Origin of the sequence: Pseudoalteromonas sp. 10-33, from assembly GCF_001469195.1 — a bacterium.
Taxonomy (GTDB): Bacteria; Pseudomonadota; Gammaproteobacteria; order Enterobacterales; family Alteromonadaceae; genus Pseudoalteromonas.
In genome coordinates, this window is the sequence record NZ_LOFI01000024.1 from 41,466 (window position 1) to 59,413 (window position 17,948).

Annotated in this window: 17 protein-coding genes; 5 read left to right on the forward strand and 12 right to left on the reverse strand. The window is 41.1% G+C overall.

Annotated features, from left to right (window positions below):
* Positions 1–106: 106 nt before the first annotated feature.
* From recQ to ATS76_RS12615, 4 genes are all read left to right on the forward strand, one after another.
* Positions 107–1,930, forward strand: a complete 1,824-nt coding sequence (recQ, locus tag ATS76_RS12600; protein ID WP_058552427.1) for a DNA helicase RecQ — start codon at positions 107–109, stop codon at positions 1,928–1,930.
* 7 nt (positions 1,931–1,937) lie between these two features.
* A complete protein-coding gene (locus tag ATS76_RS12605) occupies positions 1,938–2,222 on the forward strand; it encodes a DUF3630 family protein (RefSeq protein WP_008128966.1) in 285 nt (94 codons plus the stop codon).
* Between the two features lie 198 nt (positions 2,223–2,420).
* Positions 2,421–4,130: a BamA/TamA family outer membrane protein gene (locus tag ATS76_RS12610; RefSeq protein ID WP_058552428.1), complete on the forward strand. Its 1,710-nt coding sequence runs from the start codon at positions 2,421–2,423 to the stop codon at positions 4,128–4,130.
* A gap of 120 nt (positions 4,131–4,250) precedes the next feature.
* Positions 4,251–4,823: a mechanosensitive ion channel domain-containing protein gene (locus tag ATS76_RS12615; RefSeq protein WP_058552429.1), complete on the forward strand. Its 573-nt coding sequence runs from the start codon at positions 4,251–4,253 to the stop codon at positions 4,821–4,823.
* A gap of 60 nt (positions 4,824–4,883) precedes the next feature.
* On the opposite strand, the gene ATS76_RS12620 is transcribed toward ATS76_RS12615, so the two are convergent.
* From ATS76_RS12620 to ATS76_RS12630, 3 genes are all read right to left on the reverse strand, one after another.
* On the reverse strand, positions 4,884–5,942 hold the full coding sequence (locus tag ATS76_RS12620) for a succinylglutamate desuccinylase/aspartoacylase family protein (RefSeq protein ID WP_058405849.1): 1,059 nt from the start codon (positions 5,940–5,942) through the stop codon (positions 4,884–4,886).
* Positions 5,929–6,834, reverse strand: coding sequence for a 30S ribosomal protein S6--L-glutamate ligase (gene rimK, locus ATS76_RS12625; RefSeq protein WP_058405848.1), 906 nt, complete (start codon positions 6,832–6,834; stop codon positions 5,929–5,931). Before rimK ends, ATS76_RS12620 begins: the two co-directional genes overlap by 14 nt.
* A gap of 73 nt (positions 6,835–6,907) precedes the next feature.
* Positions 6,908–7,330 (reverse strand): ATP-dependent zinc protease family protein, encoded by a 423-nt coding sequence (locus tag ATS76_RS12630; RefSeq protein ID WP_058552430.1) that lies wholly within the window; start codon positions 7,328–7,330, stop codon positions 6,908–6,910.
* Between the two features lie 269 nt (positions 7,331–7,599).
* Here ATS76_RS12630 and ATS76_RS12635 point away from each other — a divergent pair, with 269 nt between their 5' ends.
* Entirely contained in the window at positions 7,600–8,571 is a 972-nt protein-coding gene (locus ATS76_RS12635) for a zinc transporter ZntB (RefSeq protein ID WP_058552431.1), read from the forward strand.
* 218 nt (positions 8,572–8,789) lie between these two features.
* Here the strand turns inward: ATS76_RS12635 and rraB are convergent, their stop codons facing one another.
* The 9 genes from rraB to ATS76_RS12680 form a co-directional block, all read right to left on the reverse strand.
* On the reverse strand, positions 8,790–9,125 hold the full coding sequence (gene rraB, locus ATS76_RS12640) for a ribonuclease E inhibitor RraB (RefSeq protein ID WP_058552432.1): 336 nt from the start codon (positions 9,123–9,125) through the stop codon (positions 8,790–8,792).
* Complete coding sequence (locus tag ATS76_RS12645; RefSeq protein WP_058552433.1) at positions 9,125–9,838, reverse strand: 1-acylglycerol-3-phosphate O-acyltransferase; 714 nt, start codon at positions 9,836–9,838, stop codon at positions 9,125–9,127. The genes rraB and ATS76_RS12645 overlap by 1 nt, the downstream gene beginning before the upstream one ends.
* 225 nt (positions 9,839–10,063) lie before the next feature.
* Positions 10,064–12,361 (reverse strand): DNA topoisomerase IV subunit A, encoded by a 2,298-nt coding sequence (gene parC / locus ATS76_RS12650; RefSeq protein ID WP_058552434.1) that lies wholly within the window; start codon positions 12,359–12,361, stop codon positions 10,064–10,066.
* Between the two features lie 10 nt (positions 12,362–12,371).
* Positions 12,372–13,466, reverse strand: a complete 1,095-nt coding sequence (locus tag ATS76_RS12655; protein WP_058552435.1) for a PQQ-dependent sugar dehydrogenase — start codon at positions 13,464–13,466, stop codon at positions 12,372–12,374.
* Positions 13,467–13,495: 29 nt separating this feature from the next.
* Complete coding sequence (gene parE / locus ATS76_RS12660) at positions 13,496–15,385, reverse strand: DNA topoisomerase IV subunit B (protein ID WP_058552436.1); 1,890 nt, start codon at positions 15,383–15,385, stop codon at positions 13,496–13,498.
* A gap of 42 nt (positions 15,386–15,427) precedes the next feature.
* Entirely contained in the window at positions 15,428–15,988 is a 561-nt protein-coding gene (locus tag ATS76_RS12665; protein WP_058552437.1) for a YqiA/YcfP family alpha/beta fold hydrolase, read from the reverse strand.
* A complete protein-coding gene (locus ATS76_RS12670; RefSeq protein WP_058552438.1) occupies positions 15,973–16,758 on the reverse strand; it encodes a metallophosphoesterase in 786 nt (261 codons plus the stop codon). Before ATS76_RS12670 ends, ATS76_RS12665 begins: the two co-directional genes overlap by 16 nt.
* Positions 16,745–17,203: a DUF1249 domain-containing protein gene (locus ATS76_RS12675; RefSeq protein WP_058552439.1), complete on the reverse strand. Its 459-nt coding sequence runs from the start codon at positions 17,201–17,203 to the stop codon at positions 16,745–16,747. The genes ATS76_RS12670 and ATS76_RS12675 overlap by 14 nt, the downstream gene beginning before the upstream one ends.
* 33 nt (positions 17,204–17,236) lie before the next feature.
* Positions 17,237–17,875 (reverse strand): NUDIX domain-containing protein, encoded by a 639-nt coding sequence (locus ATS76_RS12680; RefSeq protein WP_058552440.1) that lies wholly within the window; start codon positions 17,873–17,875, stop codon positions 17,237–17,239.
* Positions 17,876–17,948 lie beyond the last annotated feature (73 nt).

The following is a 17,948-nucleotide window of genomic DNA, read 5'->3' on the forward strand; positions in this document are numbered from 1 at the left end:
ATTATTCTCTGAAATTAATAGGTACAACGAGTAAAACATACCTTGTGTAAAACTACGAGCGTAAAGCTAAAGACATCTTATAAAAAAAACACTAAAATACCCGCCAATGAATACATCTACGCTTCCTTCAAGCACCTTAGTGCGAAAACCCGAGACTGTCCTCAAACAAGTGTTTGGTTACAGCGAATTTCGAGATGGCCAAAAAGCCGTTATTGATGCCGCTTTAAATGGTCAGGACACACTTGTTTTGCTACCCACTGGGGGCGGGAAATCTGTGTGTTATCAAATTCCGGCATTAGTTCTTGAAGGGGTTACTATTGTTATCTCACCACTTATTTCACTTATGCAAGATCAAGTTGCGCAGCTTCAAGCTTTAGGTGTAAAAGCGGCTTATGTGAATAACAGCCTAGCACGCGAAGAACAGCAGTCAGTTTATCAGCAACTTCACCAAGGGCTTATTAAATTATTATATGTAGCCCCCGAAAAAGTATTACAACGTGACTTTTTAGAGCGATTATCGCATTTAAAAATAAGCTTATTTGCCATTGACGAAGCGCATTGTGTGTCGCATTGGGGGCATGATTTTAGGCCGCATTATTTTCGCTTAAACGAACTTAAGCAGCGTTTTGCTCACGTGCCTATGATGGCCCTGACCGCCACCGCAGATAAAGCCACACGCTTTGATATTGTTGAACAGTTAAAACTTCAGCAGCCTTACATTCACACTGGCAGTTTCGACAGACCTAATATTCGTTACACCATAGAAGAGAAATTTAAACCTATGGTGCAACTGTTGCGCTACCTAAAAGAACAAAAAAACCAAAGTGGCATTATTTATTGCACTAGTCGAAAGCGTGTTGACGACATAGCAGAAAAGCTGGCCGATGCAGGCCTTAATGCAGCCGCTTACCATGCAGGGATGAGCAATGAGCAACGCCAGTTTGTGCAAACAGGGTTTGCCCGTGATGATATCCAAATAGTCGTTGCTACTGTGGCTTTTGGTATGGGTATAAACAAACCCAATGTACGCTTTGTACTGCATTACGACATACCTAAAAGCATAGAAGCGTACTATCAAGAAACAGGCAGAGCAGGACGCGATGGCTTAGCCGCAGAAGCAATCATGTACTTTGATCCTGCCGATATAGGCCGCGTAAGGCGATTTTTTGAAGACATTGACGATGAACAACGCCGAAGAGTAGAAGAGCAACGTTTTAATGCTATGGCAAGCTTTGCTGAGGCACAGACGTGCCGTCGTCAGATACTACTTAACTACTTTAGTGAATACCAACGCGAGCAATGTGGTAACTGCGATATTTGCTTAAACCCACCAAAAAGCTTTGACGGTACGCTTGTTGCCCAACAAGCGCTTTCGTGTGTATACAGAGCTGAACAGCGATTTGGTTTAGGATACATTGTAGAGCTATTACGTGGCGCTAACACGAGTCGTATTCGCGATAACAACCACCATCAGTTAAGCACTTACGGTATAGGTAAAGACAGAAGCAGTGAGTTTTGGCTGAGTATTTTACGCCAATTAATCCACCAAGGATTACTAAGCCAAGATATAACACAAGGCGCTTCTTTGCGCTTAACCGAAGCCGCCCGCGCTATATTAAAAAGCGAATACGCGTTGCAAATGGCTGAACCTCGCTTACAAGCAAAACACGTATATCAAGATAAGCTTGCGCAATTTAATTATGATAAAAAACTATTTGCTCGCTTGCGTTCATTACGCAAAGAGCTAGCCGATGCAGACGATGTACCACCGTATGTAGTATTTAATGATAAAACGTTAGCCGAAATGGCGCAGCTAATGCCTACTAACGACAGTGAATTTTTAAAAGTGTCGGGAGTTGGTTTTACTAAATTAAATAAATATGGCGGTGCTTTTTTAACAGCAATTCGCAACTACTTAGCCACACAATAAGCATAATATGAGCAAAATAGATTACGACCACACACACCAATGCATCATCATTACCCCGACAGAGCCACCTCACGATGAAGACTTTGAGCTGTGGAGTACATTATTCCTACATTCAGACGATATCGCTATTAGCGAGTATTCGGCGGGAGCCGATAGGCATCAGGTGCGCTTTTCTTATAGCCAACAAACGTTTAATTTAAATTACGAGCATTACAGTCAAAGTATTTGGATTAACGGCGAAGGGCCTGAAGCAGAACATTTATTAGCAGCGTTGGCTTTTTATTTAAATTAACCCGATTTAGCGATGGATGAATAAACTGTTTTTATAATCGGGCAATAGTTAACACCTAAACGACTCTTTTTAACGAATAGTTTTTAATAGACTAAATTAATTATTTTTTAACCCCTATGCTTTTTACTTACATTTAAATAACAATGATGTAAGCTAATATTACGGGTGTAGTTTACTACGCAGTAAATAAGGGGTTAAATGATCAGTAATACGTGGTTTTCACCCTGTTGTGTTGGGGTTATTGTTCTGTGTCTATTAATGTCTAATGCTTATGCAGAGCCATTTCCTACAAACACAGGTACCTGCCCACTTGAATCATCAATACATTTGAGTGAAGAAAAATTACGTCGCCAACTCAGCGATGAAACGCTACTGGTTGCTACAAAACCAAATGCTAGAATAGCCACTATTACGCTTGAACAACTCAATGTATTTAATACTGCGCTGGAAGAAGAAAATAACGCACTGTTTAGATTTGCTAACCGCGCGCACATTCAAACCGAACCTGAAGTAATCAAAAACCTACTGCTTTTTAACTCTGGCGATCTTTACGATGCAAAAAAACTTTCTGAATCGGAGCGCTTGCTGCGAAAAGAAAACTACCTTTACGACGCACAAATTAGCGCAACAGAAAACTGTGATGGCGATATAGATGTTAAAGTAATTACCCGTGATTTATGGACGCTCTTGCCAGAAATAAACTTTAGCCGCAGCGGTGGAGAAAATAAATCGAGTATTGGTTTTAGAGAATCAAACTTGTTTGGTTGGGGAAAAAGATTGTCTTTTTCTCGCACAACCGACAGCGACCGCAGCGGTTACTTATTTGTTTACGACGATCCTAATATTTTTTCTAGCCGCTACCGTGGTCGCATAGAGTATGCCGATAACAGCGATGGTAAGCGTCATTTACTTGAGCTTACTTATCCATTTTATGCCATAGACACACCTTACAGTTACGGTATTTTAAGTTATTCAGAACAACGAGAAGAATCACTATACCGACGAGGAAAAGAGATCAGTGAGTTTGATAAAACAACTGATCTAAATCGCATTTTCATCGGCCACTCTAAAGCACTTAGTAATAGCTGGACTCAGCGAATTAGCTTAGGTTATGTAGATGAGCAACATAAATTCAGTGCCATTCAAACCACATTTGAGCCTTTAGCTAAAGATAGAAGCTACAGTTATCCCTATATTAGTGGTCATTGGTTTGAGGATAATTTTATTAAGGTGCGTAATTTTGACAGCATTTATCGCACTGAAGATTTAAACCTAGGTTGGAATGCAAAAGCATTGCTGGGTTATTCAGATGAATCGTTGAGTAACGATGATAGCCGCCTTGTTTATTCGCTTAATGTGAAAACAGCCCATTTTTCTGGCGATAATACGCTTTGGCGTTTTAGCACGGATTTAGAGGGATTTTGGAACAAAGAACAAAAGCAACTCGAAAACTTTAAAGCGACATCGCAAGTACAATATTATCTAAATACAAGTGTTGATCAATCTTGGTATGTAAAAGGCCGCGTGCAATACGCAAAAAACTTAACTGCCGACCAACAGCTTACCTTAGGTGGCGAAACAGGCCTGCGTGGTTACCCTATGGATTACCAACATGGCGACCTTAGCTTTTTAGTGAGCCTAGAAAAACGCTACTACTGGGAGTACGATTTACTACAACTATTTAAAGTAGGTGGCGCGGGCTTTATAGATATTGGTAGAGCATGGTTTAATAACCAAACAAACGGCGAAAATAATCATGTACTCAAAAATGTGGGCGTTGGTTTGCGCCTAGCGCCGAGTAGAGCAAATGCAGGCACTATGATCCATCTTGATATAGCCGCTCCCATAGATAGCGCTGACGATGTCGACTCTGTGCAGTGGCTTGTCAGTGTAAAAAAATCTTTTTAAATTGCTACTTAGCGCCAAAAGAACACGCTAAACTAAGGCCTTTAAGCTAGTTGAAATTCAACCTAACGTGTTGCCTTATTTACTACTTTTAACTACCACATAATTGTAAAAGGCGCTATTTTGAAATTTTTAGATGTTTTAGAATTACTAACCGATCAATATAAACTCATCGTGACCGTTATTGCCTTGTTACTTTTTCCAGTGCTATTAAAGCTAACTAAAAAGTTACTTGAGCAAGCCATTAAAGGTAAAGTAGATATACATCGTAAGTACCGCGCAGAGTTACTGCTTAAAATTATTCTCGCCTTTGTCATGTTATGTTTAGTGTTAGTATTTTGGGGTATTGAACTACGAGGGCTACTGGTTCTGGGCTCGTCACTCTTTGCAATGTTAGGTGTCGCGCTATTTGCAGCATGGTCATTACTGAGCAATCTAACCGCATTTTTATTAATGTTTATCCAAAACGACTGCCGTGTTGGTTTTTGGGTACGTATTATTGACGGCGCAAATCATGTTGAAGGTAGAATTGTCGAGATGGGCTTAATGAATGTTGTACTTGAACATATTGATGGGCACCGCGTAATTTACCCAAATAATTTATTTGTTACGCGCCCTGTACTCGTTTTAAACGCAGAGCCTAAACCATCAAAAGCGCCGGTAATTAAGCGAATTATAGGCCCTAAAAAATCATAAATTTTGCATAAAAAAAGCCGTTTTAGTAACTAAAACGGCTTTTTAATAGCTGCTAAAGGGTTAGTTATTTAACTCTGCAGTTTTTAGTTCTTCATCTAAATCATTTATTTCATCAATAAATGTTTCTAATTGCTGCTCAACCAAGCTATTAGCATGAGCAAAATAAGCAATATGAAAAACTGCATCACCTTCATTAACCAATGGCATAGTTTGCTGACCAATTACAATACCACTTCGTGGTGCTAGTAACTCAAGTTCAGAGTCACCAAGCGGGCTACTTATATAAGCAAGTATTTGCCCTTTTGTTACGCGCTCACCCAGGGACACTTGAGCACGTACAATGCCATCTACTTCAGCACGTACCCAGCTTGTAGAGCTTGCAATAACAGGCTCTGGTAGTTTTTTAGGGCGTTTGCCGCGCATCATTTTTAAATGGCGCATTACATAGTCAACCCCTTGCACGCCGGCGGCTATTGCAATTGGGTCAAAACGCAGTGCCTCACCCGCTTCATAAGTAATAACCGGTATGCCTAAATTAGCCGCTTCACTTCTTAGTGAGCCATTGCGTAGCGAGGCATCAATCACCGCCGGTGTACCAAAGGCTTTGGCCATCTGCGCAGTAGCTTCATCCGCCAAATTTGCACGTATTTGTGGCAAGTTTGTTCGGTGAATAGCCCCTGTATGTAAATCAATAATATGCGTGCAATGCACCGCAACTTGATTGAAAAACATATACGCCATACGACCCGCTAGCGACCCTCTTTCAGAACCAGGGAAACTGCGATTCATATCGCGACGGTCAGGTAAATAGCGCGACTTATGAATAAAGCCAAACACATTCACAATTGGCACAGCGATAAGCGTGCCACGTAACTGGTTTGGATCAATTTTAGCCAGTAATTGACGAACAACTTCTACCCCATTTAGCTCATCGCCATGGATAGCGGCACATACCATCAGTACAGGGCCTTCCATTACGCCATTAACAACCTCTATAGGGATATTAAGGGGTGAGTGGGTGTAAAGCTTTGCAGCTTCTAAAGCTAACGTTTTACGTTCACCAACACCAATACTTTCACCTAGTAAAGTGAAAGGGCGGTTAATTTTAACCTTTGCCACGAGTTGCGGTTCCTTTACTTGAGGCATTCTTTTCGATGAAATCAATCACCATACCTGCAATATCTTTACCTGTTGCTATTTCAATACCTTCAAGACCTGGTGATGAGTTAACTTCCATCACTAAAGGCCCACGAGATGAACGAAGTAAATCCACACCCGCTACGTTTAGGCCCATTGCTTTTGCTGCAGCAACTGCGGTTTTACGTTCTTCAGGCGTAATACGTACTAATGTAGCGCTACCGCCACGATGAAGGTTTGAACGGAACTCACCTTCTTGTGCTTGACGCTTCATTGCTGCAATTACTTTATCACCTAATACAAAACAGCGAATATCCGCACCACCCGCTTCTTTAATGTATTCCTGAACCATAATGTTAGCTTTTAAGCCCATAAATGCTTCAATTACACTCTCTGCAGCTTTACGCGTTTCAGCCAGTACTACACCAATGCCTTGTGTACCTTCGAGTAATTTAATAACAACCGGTGCACCACCAACCATTTCTAACAAATCTTTTACATCATCTGGTTTACTCGCAAAACCTGTAACAGGCATGCCTACGCCCTTGCGTGACAATAACTGCAATGAGCGTAATTTATCGCGCGAACGAGAAATAGCCACAGATTCGTTTACTGGGTATACCCCCATCATTTCAAATTGGCGTAAAACTGCACAGCCGTAAAAGGTCACTGATGCGCCAATACGCGGCACAATTGCATCAAAATCTTTTAAATTTTCACCACGATAGTGAATTTCTGGCTGTTCAGAGTTTATATTCATGTAAGAGCGAAGTGCGTCTATCACTTTCACTTCGTGCCCACGAGCCTCTGCAGCCTCGATTAAACGACGTGTTGAATATAACTTTCTGTTACGAGATAAAATACCGATTTTCATAGTTAAAACCTTAACTAAACTTTACAGCATTAGTGCATAGTGGCTGCTTTTTGCAGCATAAGCCCAATACTTTTTATAATAAATGAGATAATGCCGTGTCAACAACGACACGATTCTCCATGGCTGTTCTACCTAGCAACATTCTAAACTTCATGGTTGCGCGGCTTGTGAGGGTGACTTCAATAGGCCAGCTATGTTCACCCGCGTGTAATGTTGTTTCTATAAAATAACGCAGTTGCTTTTCACCACTAGAACTGGTTACGTATTTCATTTTTTTCACTTTAGCATTACAAGTAATTTGAGTTTCTTCGTCATCTTGTAATGGTTGAGCTATAAATTTAACCCACTTTTCGCCATCAACTTCGTATTCTTCAATGTTAATAGCATGAATACATGAAGTACGTGCTCCAGTGTCAACTTTAGCCTTGATCCGCTCAATACCAAGCTCAGGTAAACTTAACCACTCACGCCAACCTATTGTTATTTTTGTCGTCATAAATGTGCCCTTAGTAAAAAAGAGGTTTATACGCTACAGCTCAAAAAACACCAACGAAATAAATTTATCTAGTCGATGAGTAAATTAAATTGATCTTTTAAGGAAACTCATCACACAATGCCCGCCCTGCTGAGCATGTGAATAAATCAGCATTTAGGCTCTATCAATAATTTAAAAAATGCCTTAACTTATTAAAAGTAAATATGTTTTGGTCAGTTAGATACACTATAGTTTATAGTATTAAAATTACACTATTATGAGACATTATTATGATTAACGGTTTGCTTCATGCCCTAGTGCTTGATGAAAAAGGCGGCGCTCGCGCTATACAAAGCAGCGAAGACCTTCACAACTGGCAACCTGAGCAAGGTAAGTTATGGGTCCATATGGATTATAGCCAAGCCGATGTTGTGAACTGGCTCAAACACTGTGAGCTTTTAACCGATTACGAATTAGAATCGTTTATAGCTGATGAAACACGCCCACGTATTACCCATTCAGCAAATGGGCACTTGCTGTTTTTGCGCGGTGTAAACTTAAACCCGGCGCAAAGCCCAGAAGACATGGTGTCGGTACGTTTATTTATTAACGAAAATATAGTCATTACTTCTCGTAAGCGTCGCCTTTTATCTATTGACGATGTACTCACTTCACTAAAAAACAGTAAAGGCCCGTGCTCTATATCTGAGCTTGTGTGTGCTATTACACAAAAACTGACTTCACGTATGCAAAGTGTTATTGATTCTTTAGATGAAACACTCGATGGCTTTGAAGAAGAAATCGACGAGCCAAGTAAACGCTTTGACAACCAAGCGCTATCGCAGTTACGCCGCCAAACTATTGCGCTAAAACGTTATTTAAAACCTCAAAAAGAGGCGCTCACTACAATGGTAAACGGTAATTATGAGTGGCTTTTGGATGACGATAAGGCAAAACTAAACGAAACCACTAACTTACTAATTCGCTACCTTGAAGAGCTAGACAGCTCGATAGAGCGCGCACAAATTATTCAACAAACAGTCACTAACCATGTCTCTGAGCAGTTAAACCAACGTATGTATGTGATGTCGGTAGTGGCGGCCTTGTTTTTACCGCTAGGCTTTTTAACAGGTTTGCTTGGGGTAAACGTTGGGGGAATTCCTGGTACAGACAACCCTTACGCATTTACGTTATTTATTGTGTTTTTAGTAATACTTACCGGTGGTATTGGTGTGTACTTTAAAAATAAAAAGTGGCTCTAATAATATTAAATAATTTATTTGGAGGCTGAATAATTATGTCGATGACAGGGCAAGTATTTAGTTTTTCTAAATACCTAAGTTTAAACCATTGCTTCCCAGGTTTAGCCCTTCAAGTGTATTAATTATTGATATGAACCAAATATAGCCATCAATTAAAAACTAAAAAGGCGAGCATTGTTAAATGCTCGCCTTTTTTGATATGTGTATAGGGCTGCTAATTACTCTTGAAAGTAAGTGCCCCAACCGTCGTATTCAACGTCGCACTCAATAGCAAGCGCTGCTAGTTTATCAACGTCTTCCATAATGACGTCTACGTCTAGCTCAGCTTCTACGACTATGTCGAAGCTCCAAATTTTGCTGCCATCTTCAAGCTCAAGCTCTGCTGGCTCTTCAACATCGTAGCCTAGTTTAAATGCAGCCAATGCAGCTTGCTCTAGCTTAGGGAAGTCTTCACACACAAAATGGTGCTCTACTTCATAAAGTATTTCAGGATCTGATCCATCTTCAAGTAATGAACTTACGATGTCTTCACTTATTTCGCGCCAGTTTTCCATTATTTCTCTCTCACTTGAGCATCTAATTCGTTTATTTTAGCAGCCATAACAGTATGTACGTTTTGAGCATGCTCTCGCGCACTTATACTTTTATCAAGTGATATAGGCGCTAACATTTCTATGTAAATTGTACCATTATCCCAGCGATTTAGCTTAATGCTTTTATGCGTTGTATTCATACATACGGGAACCACTGGCACATCGGCGCTCATAGCAGTATGAAAAGCACCTGTTTTAAAAGGCAATAAACCGCGCCCATAGCTGCGAGTACCTTCAGCAAAAACCCAAACCGATAAACCATTTTTCTTTATTTTTTCAGCTGCTTTTGAAATAGTACCAGCCGCTTTTGAACGATTTGCTCTATCTATTAAAATATTACCTGACAGCCAATAAAGCTGACCAAAAAATGGGATCCACTTTAGGCTCTTTTTACCAAGGCTTACACAGTTTTTTGGTACCATTGCTGGTACTGTAAATAAATCATAGCTATTTTGATGATTAGCAACGTACACTGCAGGGCCAATATTTTCAGCATCTTTATGGCGTGTAAGCACTAATTTAACACCGATCATTTTGGCCATAGAACCAAACCAACCTGCAATTATGTGAACATTATTTGGGTGAAAGGGCCTAACTAATGAAAGCAATAAACCAAAAATACAACTCAATAATATAAACATAAACATAATAAAAACACGTATTACAGCTAACAAAATCGTTCTCCAAATCAATTGTGTGCGGTGCGCATGTCATTACGCACTATGACACTATTATAGCGTTATTTTGTGACACAGACGAGACAATAGCGAACAACTGTACGCTGAAATAGAGTCGATACTAAAATTAATTGCCTAACACAAAACAATAAGATGATAAAAATAGAGTTCTATAAACAAAAACGGCCTGCAATTGCAGGCCGTAATACTTTAACTCAACGCTTATGATTCATCTGTTGCACTTTCAACAGGCTCTTCATCTTGAGGTGTTAACTCAACAACGGCTTCATCAACACGTTGCAAGCCTCGCGGTAATTTGTTACCTCGACGACCTCGCTCTCCATGGTAATGCTCTAAATCTGTTGGTTTAAGGGTTAGCTTGCGTTTGCCGGCATGTAATGTAACGCTACTTCCAAGCGGAACAACAGCCAGTACTTTCACAAACTCTTCTCTAGCCTGTACCTTTGCACCAGGAATAGAAATAATTTTATTGCCCTTACCTTTACCTAACTTAGGTAAATCGCGCAGTGGAAATAAAAGCATTCGCCCTTCATTAGAAATAGCCATACAGTAATCGCTAGCTACATCGCTCACTCTAATTGGCTGTAGTAAAATACCGCCTTTAGGCACACTCACTAACGCTTTACCGTTTTTGTTTTTACTCACAAGATCTTTAAAATCAGTGATAAAACCATAACCGGCATCTGATGCCATAAGTAACACTTGGTTATCTTCAGCCATAATAACATGCTCAAAGTTAGCACCTGATGTTAAGTTAAAGCGCCCCGTCATAGGCTCGCCTTGGCTACGTGCCGACGGTAAACTATGTGCGTCAGTAGCAAAAGCGCGCCCAGCTGAGTCTAAAAATACAGCGGGCTGGTTACTCTTACCACGAGCAGAAGCCCTATAGGCATCACCCGAACGGTAACTTAAGCCTTCTGCATCCAAGTCATGGCCTTTACCGACACGTGCCCACCCTTTGTCTGAAAGAACAACAGTCACTGACTCTGATGGTATTAAATCTTTTTCGTTAAGGGCTTTAGCTTCGCTACGTTCAATAACTGGTGAGCGACGATCGTCGCCATACATTTCTGCAGCTTCTTGAATTTCTTTTTTAAGCAGCGTTGACATACGACGATCTGAACCAAGTGTTAGTTCTAACTTATCACGCTCTTTGGCAAGCTCATCTTGCTCGCCACGAATTTTAAACTCTTCTAGTTTAGCTAAATGGCGAAGTTTTAACTCTAAAATAGCTTCTGCTTGTATATCGGTTAAATCAAAGCGCTGCATTAAAATAGGCTTTGGCTTATCTTCACTACGGATAATCTCAATCACTTCATCAATATTTAAGAAAGCTGCTAATAGGCCTTCTAAAATATGTAAGCGTGCGAGTACTTTATCTAAACGATACTGCAAACGACGACGAACAGTTTCGCGCCTAAACATGAGCCATTCACTTAAAATACTACGCAGGTCTTTGACTTGCGGGCGGCCATCTAGCCCGAGCATGTTTAAGTTAACACGGTAGTTTTTCTCTAAATCGGTGGTCGCAAACAGGTGAGCCATTAATGGCTCAGCTTTAATACGATTAGAGCGCGGTATAATCACTATACGTGTTGGGTTTTCGTGATCTGACTCGTCACGTAAATCAGCAATCATAGGCAGTTTTTTCGCGTTCATTTGCGCTGCTATTTGCTCAAGTACTTTACCGCCTGAACACTGATGCGGAAGCGCGGTGATCACTATATCGCCTTGCTCTTCGGTATACACCGCACGCATTTTAATTGAGCCTCGACCGGTTTTATATATTTTATGAATGTCGGCTTTTGGGGTAATTATTTCTGCATCGGTTGGGTAGTCAGGTGCGTGTACTAGCTCTAATAATTTATCAAGTTCTGTTTTTGGTTTATCGAGTAATAAACAACATGCACTGGCAACTTCTCGCACGTTATGCGGCGGAATATCAGTCGCCATACCAACAGCAATACCGGTAATGCCGTTAAGTAAAATATGCGGTAAGCGCGAAGGTAATACTAAGGGCTCATCCATTGTGCCATCAAAATTTGGCGTCCAATCAACGGTGCCTTGGCCAAGCTCTTTTAGTAGTACTTCTGAAAATTTAGATAAACGCGCTTCTGTATAACGCATTGCAGCAAATGATTTAGGATCATCAGCAGCGCCCCAGTTTCCTTGGCCGTCAACAAGTGGATACCGATACGAAAACGGTTGCGCCATAAGTACCATCGCTTCGTAACAGGCACTATCTCCATGCGGGTGATATTTACCGAGTACGTCACCCACGGTACGGGCTGACTTTTTATATTTAGCAGCGGCCGATAAACCTAATTCGCTCATCGCGTAAATAATACGACGCTGCACGGGTTTTAAGCCATCACCCACATGGGGTAAAGCACGATCCATGATCACGTACATGGAATAGTTTAAATAGGCGTCTTCAGTAAAGCGCCCCATTGTTTGTTGCTCTATTCCTTGCATCAGCAAGGTATCTGTATCACTCATTAAAGCTTACCTAGTTTTTCTTATAGCTTACGCGGTAGATTACATTGGCGTAATCGTCACTTACTAACAGACTGCCGTCACCTAACTCTGCAAATGCAACTGGGCGTCCAAATGTTGTTTCGTCTTTCATAAAGCCGGTAATAAACGGTGTGTATTTAGTCACACGGCCTTGCTCTATGTTTGCTACAGCGACTTTGTAGCCTGCTTTTTTACTACGATTCCACGACCCGTGCTCGGCAACAAACAATTGCTCTTTATAGCTTGCTGGGAATTGTTTTGCATTGTAAAAATGAATACCTAATGGGGCAACATGGGCAGGGAGTGCCAGCGCAGGAGACGTGTAATCAGCAATATTTTTACCTTCACCAAATTCAGGATCAACAATCGCACCGGCGTGAATATAAGGAAAACCAAAATGCTCACCTTCAGTGCTAACGCGGTTTATTTCATCGGGTGGAATATCATCGCCCATCATGTCGCGGCCATTATCACTAAACCACAAAGCCTGAGTACTTGGATGAAAATCAAACCCAACCGAATTGCGAACACCTTGCGCTACGGTTTTAATTTGTTTGGTTTCTACATTAAGTGAGAAAATACGACCGAAACGCTCATCCTCAGCACAAATGTTACAGGGCACACCAACCGGAATGAGTAATTCCCCTGTGGGTGTAAAGCGTAAAAACTTCCAGCCATGGTGGCGCTCTGATGGAAGTGCACTGTAAATCACATCAAATTTTGGATCTTTTAATTGGGTATCAATATTTTTAAATCGAATTATACGGTGCACCTCAGCAACGTATAAATCTCCCTCTTTAATTGCGAGCCCTGATGGCATGTTTAAGCCACTCGCTACCACAATTTTTTTGTCTGCCACACCATCACTATTATGATCTATTAATGCATATACGTTACCCGCTTTACGAGAGCCCGCATAAACAATACCTTTTTTAGATACCGCAATTTGACGCGCATTTTCAACGTCATCTGCAAATAAGCTAAGTTCAAAACCAGGTGCTACAGTGAGCTTATCGAGTATATTTTTAGCCATAACAGGGGCACTTGTTATACACAGCAACAATACACTTGCTAGTAATTTATTCATTTGTATCTCCTAATGACAAACACCTGTAATTATACTTGCGCCTTATTACCATGATCTTCGAGCCATTGGCGTCTGTCTGGTGAACGTTTTTTAGCAAGCAACATATCCATCATTTCCATAGTTTGTGCCTCTTCATCCAGTGTTAATTGAACTAAGCGTCGGGTGTTTGGGTCCATGGTGGTTTCGCGAAGCTGCAGTGGGTTCATTTCACCCAATCCTTTAAATCGCTGTACGTTAACTTTACCGCGTTTTTTCTCTGCCTCAATACGCGCTAAGATGCTTGTTTTTTCCTCTTCATCAAGGGCGTAATATACCTCTTTACCAATATCGATTCTAAATAATGGCGGCATTGCTACGTATACATGACCCGTTTTTACTAACTGCGGAAAGTGACGAACAAACAAGGCGCACAGCAAAGTGGCAATATGAAGACCATCGGAGTCAGCATCGGCCAAAATGCAAATTTTATTATAGCGTAGCCCACTCATGTCGGCTGAGTCGGGGTCGATACCTAACGCAACCGAAATATCATGCACCTCTTGTGATGCTAGTATTTGCCCAGACTCTACTTCCCACGTATTTAAAATTTTACCACGCAAAGGCATAATTGCCTGAAATTCACGGTCACGGGCTTGTTTTGCCGAGCCACCAGCAGAGTCACCCTCTACTAAAAATAGTTCGGTGCGGTCGTTATCGGCTGCACTACAGTCGGTAAGTTTACCCGGTAATGCAGGGCCTGCTGTAACGCGTTTACGCACTACTTTTTTAGCGGCTTTTAAACGACTTTGTGCATTAGATATACACAGTTCAGCTAACAACTCTGCTGTATCTGTGTGTTCATTTAACCAAAGGCTAAATGCATCTTTTACAACGCCTGAAACAAGTGCCGCACACGTGCGTGATGATAGTTTTTCTTTTGTTTGGCCTGCAAACTGAGGGTCTTGCATTTTAACCGAAAGCACATAACTACAGCGCTCCCATATATCGTCTGGGGTAAGCTTTACACCACGAGGTAATAGGTTTCTAAATTCACAAAACTCTCGCATGGCTTCAAGTAAGCCTTGGCGTAAACCATTAACATGCGTGCCGCCTTGCGCAGTGGGGATTAAGTTTACGTAGCTTTCAGCGATAGATTCACCGCCCTCTGGCAGCCATACTACGGCCCAATCTACGCCTTCAATAGCGCTTTTAAACTCACCTACAAATGGGTCTTGTGGCAGCGTTTCAAAACCTTTAACCGCTTCAATTAAATAATCTTTTAAGCCGGTTTCGTAAAACCACTCTTGGGTTTCTTTTGTTTGTTTATTAACAAATTTGATACGCAAACCAGGGCAAAGTACCGCTTTAGCCTTCAATAAATGATTAAGCTTGGTTATGGAGTAATTAGCAGAGTCAAAATAGCTAGCATCGGCCCAAAAGCGCACGGTAGTCCCGGTGTTGCGTTTACCGACAGTGCCTATAACGTTTAAATCCTCAACTTTATCACCGTTTTCAAACGCCATTCTATATTGCTGTGCATCACGGCGAACGGTTACTTCTACACGTGTAGATAATGCATTTACAACCGAAATACCTACCCCGTGTAAACCACCTGAAAACTGGTAGTTTTTGTTTGAGAATTTACCACCGGCATGCAGCTTAGTAAAAATAAGCTCTATCCCAGGAATACCTTCTTCTGGGTGAATATCGATTGGCATACCACGGCCGTCATCACTGACCTCAAGCGAGTTGTCTTCGTGTAGAATTACGTCAATTTTAGTTGCATGACCCGCCATAGCCTCATCGACACTGTTATCGATAACCTCTTGGCCTAAATGGTTTGGACGTACAGTATCTGTGTACATCCCTGGGCGTCTTTTTACCGGATCTAATCCATTGAGTACCTCAATGGCTTCGGCGTTATAATTTTGATCACTCATAGTTTTTGTCTTTATATGCGCTAAGGCTATGCTTAACTAGTTTTACGTGATTTTAAGAAAATCTACAATACTTGCAAAGGTTTGTTCAAAACCAAGGTAGCTATGATCGCCACCAAACTCGATCCTTTGTTTACATTGCGAATAATAATTTACTGCGTGCTGAAAATTTAATACTTCATCGCCTGTTTGCTGTAATAAATACAGCAATTCAGGGTGTTTTAAGTCATCAACAGCCAATGCTTTTAAAGCCGCTATGTGGCTGTTATTCAATTCATAATGATAATCTTGATACGGATTATAATTTAAACCAAGCAACGGCTTTAATAAACTGTATGGCGCAACCGCGGGATTTATAACCACTGCAGGAATTTGATAACGCTGCGATAAATACGTGGCAAAAAATCCACCTAATGAGCTTCCTAATAAAACAGTATTAGGTGTTAGTAATTGCTCAAGCGCTGTGATGGCTTGTATGGGCTCATGGTTTAGGCACGGTACACAATAGTCAACGTCATAGTGTGCCATAAGCTCGCCAAAGCGCACAGCTTTATATGATTTATCTGAGCTATTAAAACCATGAATATAGATTACCCGTTTAGCCATACTACTTCCATATCTGTGCTTATATTATCTTTTTTCGTGCTTATACATATCAGCCTGTATGCTGGCCCAAAGTCTTGTTGTATCCAATCAGGACTGTGTTTTTTAAACTGTACCGAGCTGGCAGGAGTCGCGTAGATGGGAAGCGTTCTAAATGTTTGCATGTATTCATTGTGAACATGGCCGTGAAACAAACCAAAAACGTTTTCGCTATTAACTAATATATTAAGTAATTGTGGCCCGTTTTCCAGCATGTGTTTGTCTAAGTAGCCATCAATGGGGAGTGGGTTATGGTGGCAAAATATTGCTTTAGGGCTAGAAGATACGATAAGGCGCTCGGTCATTTCGTCCAAATGTGCCCCAGTCACCCACCCTGCAGGAGTTGGCCCTTTTGAATTAATAAGTAATAACTCAACGCCATTTGCGACTATATGTTTAGCGCGATTTATTTGCCCACCACTCATTCTGTTGAGTAACATGATGTCATCGTGATTACCCGGCACCCAAAAAACAGGGCACGTTAAATCGCTTTGCTCAATAAGCTCACTAAACAAAAAATAGGACTCTGCACTGTGATCTTGCGTAAGGTCGCCGCCAAATACTACAAAATCAAGGGATTGCTTAGCCATATGAGCAAGCGCATGTGCAAAATAATGTGCGGTATTTACGCCAAAGTACTCACCCGTTTTATCAGAGAATAAATGGCAATCGGTAATGTGTGCTATGCGAAGCGACGATTTATCAATGCGATAAGGGTCATCAAACCAAGCCATTGTTTACATCCCAATTTAATGTTGCTTGTCCATGCTCTACACAGGCGACAAGCCAATCGTATAAAAATGCATTAAGTTGGTACTTTTCATCTTTTTGATGCATTTTGGGATTAGGATAACCATAAGAAGGCTTAATGCGCTGATGATAATCGTGATGAATAATTTCAGCCACTTTAGCATCGTGATACAACCTAACCGTTAAATAAAGCGGTGCAATCCCTTTTACCATGCCGCTTAGCTGCTTAATCGAAATATCCATGGTGTATTTTGCACTACCATCAACTTTAGTCGCAAACTCACTGCTGCCCAGCTTTACTTCTCGGCTACTGCCAACCGTTCGCCCAGGCGGTAATAATTTTAAAAGTCGTAAGTAATTGTGCTCACAAAGCGTTAAATACTTTGGGAGGCTTTGGATATATCGATTTGTTGCTAATTGTACTGTCAAAATACCACCATTATGCTATTAGCCAATTTGCGGCTATGAAGAAGATTCGGTCCACTTGTGTTTCATTTTTTCGTGGTTAAGCGCAAGCCACTGCATACAAATAACCGTTGCGGCATTATCCATTTCACCGTTATTGAGGCGAGTTAGTGCATCATCAACGCTAAGTACGTGAGTTTTTATATCTTCACCCTCGGTTTCAAGGCCATACACACCAGATTCAACCTCACTTAAATCGGCTCGTGCAAGGTACAAATGTAGCCGTTCTGTTGTACCACCAGGGCTTGAAAGGTACGAAAGCATAAATTCAAGTTCTGTTAAATTAAGCCCTGCCTCTTCATACGCTTCTTTTTTTACTACCGATTCGTAATCGTCACTGCCATCAGTCATGCCAGCAATACACTCTAGTAGCCAGGGCGAATGTTTGCTTTTAATAGCCCCTATACGTATTTGCTCTATTAAAAGCACAGTATCTGACACCGGATCGTAAGGCAGCACGGCAATGGCGTCTCCGCGCTCTAAAATCTCGCGACTAATAAGTTCTGATTTACCGCCCGCAAACAAGGCGTGTTCAAACTGATACAAATCAACCTGAAAAAAGCCTTTATACAAATTTTTGACCGGCTTTACGCTGACATCTTTATGCGTAAACTGAACAAGTTTTTTATCTGGCACGTAAGCATCCTCTACTTATTAAAAACTTTGAAGTACGTTAATATATTCTGTTACATTTCGACGCACTGTTTTA

Bases quoted from the DNA above. Each gene is read 5' to 3' on its own strand.
- rimK (WP_058405848.1), bottom strand. From the start codon at position 6,834: ATGAAAATCGGTATTTTATCTCGTAACAGAAAGTTATATTCAACACGT.
- recQ (WP_058552427.1), top strand. From the start codon at position 107: ATGAATACATCTACGCTTCCTTCAAGCACCTTAGTGCGAAAACCCGAG.
- ATS76_RS12605 (WP_008128966.1), top strand. From the start codon at position 1,938: ATGAGCAAAATAGATTACGACCACACACACCAATGCATCATCATTACC.
- parC (WP_058552434.1), bottom strand. From the start codon at position 12,361: ATGAGTGATACAGATACCTTGCTGATGCAAGGAATAGAGCAACAAACA.
- ATS76_RS12635 (WP_058552431.1), top strand. From the start codon at position 7,600: ATGATTAACGGTTTGCTTCATGCCCTAGTGCTTGATGAAAAAGGCGGC.
- ATS76_RS12670 (WP_058552438.1), bottom strand. From the start codon at position 16,758: ATGGCTTGGTTTGATGACCCTTATCGCATTGATAAATCGTCGCTTCGC.
- parE (WP_058552436.1), bottom strand. From the start codon at position 15,385: ATGAGTGATCAAAATTATAACGCCGAAGCCATTGAGGTACTCAATGGA.
- ATS76_RS12630 (WP_058552430.1), bottom strand. From the start codon at position 7,330: ATGACGACAAAAATAACAATAGGTTGGCGTGAGTGGTTAAGTTTACCT.
- ATS76_RS12665 (WP_058552437.1), bottom strand. From the start codon at position 15,988: ATGGCTAAACGGGTAATCTATATTCATGGTTTTAATAGCTCAGATAAA.
- rraB (WP_058552432.1), bottom strand. From the start codon at position 9,125: ATGGAAAACTGGCGCGAAATAAGTGAAGACATCGTAAGTTCATTACTT.
- ATS76_RS12610 (WP_058552428.1), top strand. From the start codon at position 2,421: ATGATCAGTAATACGTGGTTTTCACCCTGTTGTGTTGGGGTTATTGTT.
- ATS76_RS12655 (WP_058552435.1), bottom strand. From the start codon at position 13,466: ATGAATAAATTACTAGCAAGTGTATTGTTGCTGTGTATAACAAGTGCC.